General features: G+C 71.9%; 7 protein-coding genes. 2 read left to right on the top strand and 5 right to left on the bottom strand.

Features of this window, described 5'->3' with window-relative positions; genetic code table 11:
• Positions 1-167: 167 nt before the first annotated feature.
• Positions 168-1,172 carry a PAC2 family protein gene (locus ACWGH0_RS25025; RefSeq protein WP_453406465.1) on the top strand — a complete coding sequence of 335 codons (1,005 nt, stop codon included), beginning with the start codon at positions 168-170 and terminating at the stop codon, positions 1,170-1,172.
• A gap of 133 nt (positions 1,173-1,305) precedes the next feature.
• Here ACWGH0_RS25025 and mshC read toward each other — a convergent pair whose 3' ends face one another.
• From mshC to ACWGH0_RS25005, 4 genes are all read right to left on the bottom strand, one after another.
• Entirely contained in the window at positions 1,306-2,535 is a 1,230-nt protein-coding gene (gene mshC, locus ACWGH0_RS25020; RefSeq protein ID WP_453406464.1) for a cysteine--1-D-myo-inosityl 2-amino-2-deoxy-alpha-D-glucopyranoside ligase, read from the bottom strand.
• A gap of 93 nt (positions 2,536-2,628) precedes the next feature.
• Positions 2,629-3,468, bottom strand: a complete 840-nt coding sequence (locus ACWGH0_RS25015) for an SCO1664 family protein (protein WP_453406463.1) — start codon at positions 3,466-3,468, stop codon at positions 2,629-2,631.
• Complete coding sequence (locus ACWGH0_RS25010) at positions 3,432-4,022, bottom strand: DUF3090 domain-containing protein (protein ID WP_138894543.1); 591 nt, start codon at positions 4,020-4,022, stop codon at positions 3,432-3,434. Before ACWGH0_RS25010 ends, ACWGH0_RS25015 begins: the two co-directional genes overlap by 37 nt.
• Positions 4,023-4,147: 125 nt before the next feature.
• Complete coding sequence (locus ACWGH0_RS25005; RefSeq protein ID WP_453406462.1) at positions 4,148-4,834, bottom strand: histidine phosphatase family protein; 687 nt, start codon at positions 4,832-4,834, stop codon at positions 4,148-4,150.
• A gap of 59 nt (positions 4,835-4,893) precedes the next feature.
• On the opposite strand from ACWGH0_RS25005, the gene corA reads away from it, so the two are divergent.
• Entirely contained in the window at positions 4,894-5,886 is a 993-nt protein-coding gene (gene corA / locus ACWGH0_RS25000) for a magnesium/cobalt transporter CorA (RefSeq protein ID WP_453406461.1), read from the top strand.
• Positions 5,887-5,907: 21 nt separating this feature from the next.
• Here the strand turns inward: corA and ACWGH0_RS24995 are convergent, their stop codons facing one another.
• Complete coding sequence (locus tag ACWGH0_RS24995; protein ID WP_453406460.1) at positions 5,908-6,696, bottom strand: ferritin-like domain-containing protein; 789 nt, start codon at positions 6,694-6,696, stop codon at positions 5,908-5,910.
• Between the last annotated feature and the right edge of the window lie 54 nt (positions 6,697-6,750).

The following is a 6,750-nucleotide window of genomic DNA, read 5'->3' as shown; positions in this document are numbered from 1 at the left end:
GGTAAGGGGCAGCCGCCTGAGCGGCTGCCCCTTACCCGTCTTGGACGAGCGGTGGTTGATCCGACGGGCGCAGGGCACGCTTCCGGCATGCGCATCAGGCGTCACCGCACCTGGTGGAAGCCGTAAGGTTGATGCGTGCACAAGGGAACTTCGAAAGGGGGCACTGGGTGATCGAGCTCGAGGGGGTTCCCGAGCTGATCGACCCGGTCATGGTGGCCGCGTTCGAGGGCTGGAACGACGCCGGCGACGCCGCCTCCACCGCGGTCGCGCATCTGGAACGGGAATGGAAGGGCGAGGTCTTCGCGGCGCTCGACGCCGAGGACTACTACGACTTCCAGGTCAACCGGCCCACGGTGTTTCTCGAGAACGGGGTCCGCAAGATCACCTGGCCCACCACACGGCTCTCCGTGGTGCGCATCGGCGGTGACAAGCCCCGCGACCTCGTACTGGTCCGCGGCATCGAGCCGTCCATGCGCTGGCGTTCGTACTGCAACGAGATCCTCGGCTTCGCGCACGAACTGGGCGTCGAGATGATCGTGATCCTGGGCGCGCTGCTCGGCGACACCCCGCACACCCGGCCGGTGCCGGTCAGCGGCGTGACGTCGGACGCGGACCTGGCGCGGACCATGGACCTGGAGGAGACCAAGTACGAGGGCCCCACCGGCATCGTCGGAATCCTCCAGGAAGCCTGTACGCACGCGGGCGTGCCGGCGGTGAGCCTGTGGGCCGCCGTGCCGCACTACGTGTCGCAGCCGCCCAACCCCAAGGCCACACTGGCCCTGTTGAACCGCCTCGAAGACCTCATCGACCTGCGGATCCCGCTCGGCGAACTGCCGGAGGACGCGCGGGCGTGGCAGGTGGGCGTGGACCAACTGGCCGCCGAGGACAGCGAGGTGGCCGAGTACGTGCAGTCGCTGGAGGAGGCGCGGGACACCGCGGAACTGCCCGAGGCGTCCGGCGAGGCGATCGCGCGCGAGTTCGAGCGGTACCTGCGGCGGCGTGACGGCGGGCCCGGCCCCGGTCACGCGACGGACGGGAGCGAGGGCACGGGGACGTACCTGCGCGACAGCTCGGGCGGCCGTACGCGGCCCCCCAGGCCGCCGCGCGCGGAGCCGGAGCCCCCGAGGGACGCACAGGACGCGGACGGAGCGGACGACTCCCCCGAGGAGTAGGGCGTACGGACGAGAAGACTGCGGGGCGGGGCCGTCGGGCGCCGCCCCGCAGCCGTGCGCCCGGACGGTACGCGAACCGGTCCGCCCCCGGCCCTCCGCGGGGAGGTCCGGGGGCGGCAGGGCCGAGAGGCGGCTACAGGGCCACTCCGAGGAGGGCGTCGACGGCACGCGAGACGACGCCGGGGGCGCCTTCGTCCGTACCGCCCTCGGCCGCCTGGAGGGCGGCCCAGCGGTCGACGGCGGCCAGGGCGGCCGGGGCGTCGAGGTCGTCGGCGAGCGCCTCGCGGATCTCCTCCACCAGGGCGTCGGCGGACGGCCCGTCGGGACGGGACACGGCCGCGCGCCAGCGCCCGAGCCGCTCCAGGGCGTCCTCCAGCACCTGGTCCGTCCACTCCCAGTCGGCCCGGTAGTGGTGCGCGAGCAGCGTGAGGCGGATCGCCGCCGGGTCCACGCCGTCGCGGCGCAGCTTCGACACGAAGACCAGGTTGCCCTTGGACTTCGACATCTTCTCGCCGTCGAGGGCGACCATGCCCGCGTGCACGTACGTCTTGGCGAACGGGTGCTCGCCGGTCAGCGCCTGGGCGTGGGAGGCGCCCATCTCGTGGTGCGGGAAGGCGAGGTCGGACCCGCCGCCCTGCACGTCGAAGCCCATCCCGAGGTGGTCGAGGGCGATCGCGACGCACTCGATGTGCCAGCCGGGCCTGCCGCGCCCCAGCGAGGCGCCGTCCCAGCTCGGCTCGCCGTCACGGGCCGCCATCCAGAGCATCGGGTCGAGCGGGTTCTTCTTGCCGGGGCGGTCGGGGTCGCCGCCGCGCTCCGCGGACAGCAGCCGCATGGCGTCGGCGTCGAGGCCCGAGACCTCGCCGAAGTGCGGGTCGGCCTCGACGGAGAAGTACACGTCCCCTTCGAGCTCGTACGCCGCGCCCGCGTCCCGCAGCCGCTCGATGAGCGGCACGATCCCCGGTATGGCTTCGACGGCGCCGATGTAGTGGCGCGGCGGAAGCATCCGCAGGGCGGTCATGTCCTCGCGGAACAGCGCGGTTTCGCGCTCCGCGAGTTCGGTCCAGTCCTGTCCGTCGCGGATCGCCCGCTCCAGCAGCGGATCGTCCACGTCCGTGACGTTCTGCACGTAGTGAACCTGCCGCTTGGTGTCGAGCCACACGCGCTGCACGAGGTCGAACGCGTTGTAGGTCGCCGCGTGACCGATGTGGGTCGCGTCGTACGGCGTGATGCCGCAGACATAGATTCGGGCGACGGGACCGGGGTCGAGGGTGATCAACCGACCGGTCGCGGTGTCGTGGATCTGGAGGTCGCGGCCCTTGCCAGGCAGGGCGGGGACCTCAGAAGCGGGCCAGGCATGCATGCCTTGAGCGTAACCGGACGCACGTTCCGGATACGAACCGGATACGAAATCGTGTCCGGTGAGCCACTCTTGCGCGAGCCCGCCCTCCGTGCTCTACACGGGCGGCCACGGGATGGCGGGCCAGTCACCGCTCGGCTCCGGGTGGCGTGCCGCCGCCCGCAGCGCCGCCACCCGCCCGCGCAGCGCCTCGACCTCCGCCGGAGTGATCAGTTCGGCCATCCGGGCGGTGAGGGCACGCCCCGGGGCCAGTTCCTCCGCGAGCCGGTCCAGCACCCCGGCGGCCTCGGCCGTCAGGGGCTCGCCCGCCCAGCCCCACAGCAGTGTGCGGAGCTTGTCGTCCGTGTTGAAGGTGACGCCGTGGTCGATGCCGTACAGCCGCCCGTCGGGGGCCGGCAGGAGATGCCCGCCCTTGCGGTCGGCGTTGTTGATGACCGCGTCCAGGACCGCGAGGCGGCGCAGGCGCGGATCGTCGGCGTGCACGAGGAGTGCCGTGCGCCCCTCCCCCACCTCGGCGTAGGCGATGGCCTTCCAGCCCTCGGCGGGCTCCTCGTCCTCGATCAGGGCCAGCAGCCCCCCGTCGGGCCCCTCGGGGGCCGTCTCGATCCACAGCTGGCACATGCCCTCGCCGTACGGCCCGTCGCGCAGCACGGTCGGCGGGACGAGGCCCCACCCCGTCGCCTCGGAGATCTCGTACGCCGCCACCTCGCGCTGCGCGAGCGTGCCGTCGGGGAAGTCCCACAGCGGCCGCTCCCCGGCGACGGGTTTGTAGACGCAGGACACCGACACACCGTCGTGCTCGACGTCGCAGTACAGCACGGCGTTGGACGCCTCGCGCACGCGTCCGCGCACCGTGAGCCGGCCCTTCGCCAGCACGGTGAGGAGATCGTCCGACGGGGTCACGCTCCCCGGCGGTATCCGTTCTGGCGCGGGCATACGTGTCCCTCCGGGTCGAGCGGCAGGCTGCACAGCGGGCACGGCGGCCGGCCCGCGTTGACGACGTCGAGGGCGCGCTTGGCGAAGGCCCGGGCCTGCGCGCCGCTGAGCCGGACCCGCAGCATCGGCGGCCCGTTCTCCTCGTCCTGGAGCAGCCGTTCCTCGGCCTCCGCGAGATCCTCTTCGGTCTCCACGTCCAGCTCGACGAGGGCCTGCGCCTCGACGATCATGCGCTGTTCCTCACCGTCCCAGGCCAGGGCCATCGTGCCGACGCGGAACTCCTCCTCGACGGGGGCGTCGAGCGGGGCGCTGTCGGTGACGTCGGCCGGGGCCACGGCCGGTACGGGGGCGTTGCCCCCGGTGCGGCGTACCACTTCGTCGAGCAGTTCGTCGATCCGCTCCGCGAGCGCCGCGACCTGGGTCTTCTCCAGGGCGACGCTGGTGACGCGGCCGGCCGCGGATGCCTGGAGGAAGAACGTACGGCGTCCAGGCAGCCCGACCGTACCGGCGACGAAGCGGTCCGGCGGGTCGTAGAGGAATACCTGACGGGACACGTCCTGTCTCCCTTGAGATCGTCGACTCGGAGGTCGATGCCGAAAAGCCGGTGTCGAAGGTGTCGAAGGTGTCGTAATCGTCTGTATGCGCGGTGGGGGCGCGTCCACCCTACTGCGCGGATCGATCACGGTGCGCCCGCGCCGCCCCCTACGGCCGCGTCCCCGTCGCCGCCGCTGCCGCGCGGCGCCAGGGCGGAGAGTTCCCCGGTGTCGCCGAGCCGCACAAGAAAGGGCCGCAGCCCGGTGTACCGGATGGCCGTCAGGGAACACGGGTCGACGTGAATCCGCTGGAAGAGGTCGAGATGAAGCCCGAGCGCGTCCGCGACGACGGACTTGATGATGTCCCCGTGCGAGCACATGAGCCAGACGGCGTCCTCACCGTGCTCGGCCTCGACGCGCGCGTTCCACTCCCGTACGGCGTCGACCGCGCGGGCCTGCATGGCCCGCATCGACTCGCCGCCCGGGAACGTCACGGACGAGGGGTGCTGCTGCACGGCCGCCATCAGGGGCTCGTCGGCGAGCTCGGCGAGCTTGCGGCCCGACCAGTCGCCGTAGTGGCACTCCCCGATCCGCTCGTCGGTGTGCAGCGGCAGTCCCGGCCGCGCGTCGAGCAGCGGCTGGAGCGTCTCGCGGCAGCGTTCGAGGGGGCTGGTCACCGCCACGGCGAGCGGCACGCCGGCCAGCCTGCCGGGCAGCGCGGCCGCCTGCGCGGCGCCGCGCTCGTCGAGCGTGACGCCGGGCGTCCAGCCGGCGAGCAGTCCCGCGGTGTTGGCGGTGGAACGTCCGTGGCGTACGAGGATCAGCGTGGCCATGGCCGCCAGCCTAGGCGGAAGACGGCTCCGGGGTGTGCCGGGGCCCCGGCGGGGGGAGGATGCGCCGCGTGATCGTCGACTGTGCCATCTACCGGGAAGGCTGCCGCACCGAGGGCCCTTCCGACTTCTCCGACGCGCTCGCCGAGGCGCGGGCGGACGGTGACGCCTTTCTGTGGATCGGTCTGCACGAGCCGACCGAGAAGGAATTCGATCTCGTGTCGACCGAGTTCGGCCTGCACCCGCTGGCCGTCGAGGACGCCCTGCGCGCCCACCAGCGGCCCAAGCTGGAGGTGTACGACGACTCCCTCTTCGCGGTGCTCAAGCCGGTGATGTACGAACCGCGGAGCGACACCGTGACGACGGGCGAGCTGATGGTGTTCGTGGGCGACTCGTTCGTGGTGACGGTGCGGCACGGCGAGGGCGCCCCCCTGGCGGCCGTGCGCGACCGCCTGGAGGCCGAGCCGCAGGTGCTGCGGCACGGGCCGACCTCGGTCCTGTACGCCGTCAGCGACGCCGTCGTCGACCACTACATAGAGGTGGGCGCGGAGCTCCAGACCGACCTGGAGGAGCTGGAGGCCGAGGTCTTCGCCCCGGTGGGGCGCGACGCGACGAACACCGCCGCGCGGATCTACACCTTCAAGCGCCAGGTGCTGGAGTTCCGCCGCGCGACGGGGCCGCTCGCCCAGCCGATGCTGCGGCTTTCGAGTCCGGGCCTGCCGTTCGTCGACGAGCACGCGCAGCCCTTCTTCCGGGACGTCAGCGACCACCTGACGCGCGCGAACGAGCAGGTGGACGGTCTCGACCGGCTGCTGTCGGACATCCTGTCGGCGCATCTGGCGCAGATGAGCGTGCGGCAGAACGACGACATGCGGAAGATCTCGGCGTGGGCGGCGATGGCCGCGGTCCCGACGATGGTCGCGGGCGTCTACGGCATGAACTTCGAGCACATGCCCGAGCTCCGGTGGGAGTGGGCCTATCCCGCCGTGATCCTGCTGATGGTGTTCTGCGAGATCGGGCTCTACCGGCTGTTCAAGAGCCGCGGCTGGCTCTGACCGGCGCCGCCGGGGCGCGGGTCACACGACCCCCACGGCCGACGTCGCCGGGCCGCCCAGCGCGTCGCGGCGCTCCGGCATCGACAGGCTCACCATGCGCCGCCAGCCACCGAGGCGTTCGTACGCGTACATGGCGTGGATGCCCGCGGCGAGCACGGCGGACTTGGCCTTCGGCCACTTGAGGAGGCGCCCCATGTGGGCCATGACGGCGAGGCTCACGTCCCGGTAGACGCGGCACTCCGCCATGGCGCACTCGCGCAGGACGCGCTGGATCGTACGGCCGTGTCCCGCGCGGGCGAGCCGCAGCAGTTCCTCGTGGCAGTACGCGAGGTGGTTCTCCTCGTCGTCGCAGATCATCCTGATCGGCCGGCCCGCCTCGGGGTGGTCGCCGAAGTACTTGACCAGCATGTCCATCTGGTCGGCGGCCCGCTGCTCGGTCACCCGGCTGTGCGAGAGGTAGACGAGGACGTCCTCCTCGGTCAGCGGCTCGTCGCGGCGGAGCTTGTCGTGGGCGAGGCCGATGCCGCGCTGTTCGAGCAGCATCGTGTAGTCGGTGTCCGGCGGGACCGGGACCGGGTCGAGCCCGCGCTTCTTGAGCAGGGCGCTGAAGAGGCGGCCGTGCTTGTCCTCGTCGGCGCCGTGCCGGGTGATCTTCGGAGCGAGGTGCCTCATGCTCTCGGGCACGAGGGCCGCGATCCGGCCGTTCTCCCAGCCGCCCTGGGTCTCGCCGCTGGCGGCTATGGAGCAGAAGAGCTGGAAGGAATCGTCGTTGTCCAGGATTTCCTGGAAGAGACTTCGGGCCGACAGCATCACTGAACCTCCGTGTACCTCCGTGCGGGCGTCCGCAAAGAACAAGTCAAAAGC

The organism is Streptomyces sp. NPDC054887, assembly GCF_053610585.1.
Note: the sequence above shows the minus strand (reverse complement) of the source record. Positions and strands in the feature narration are given on the sequence as shown.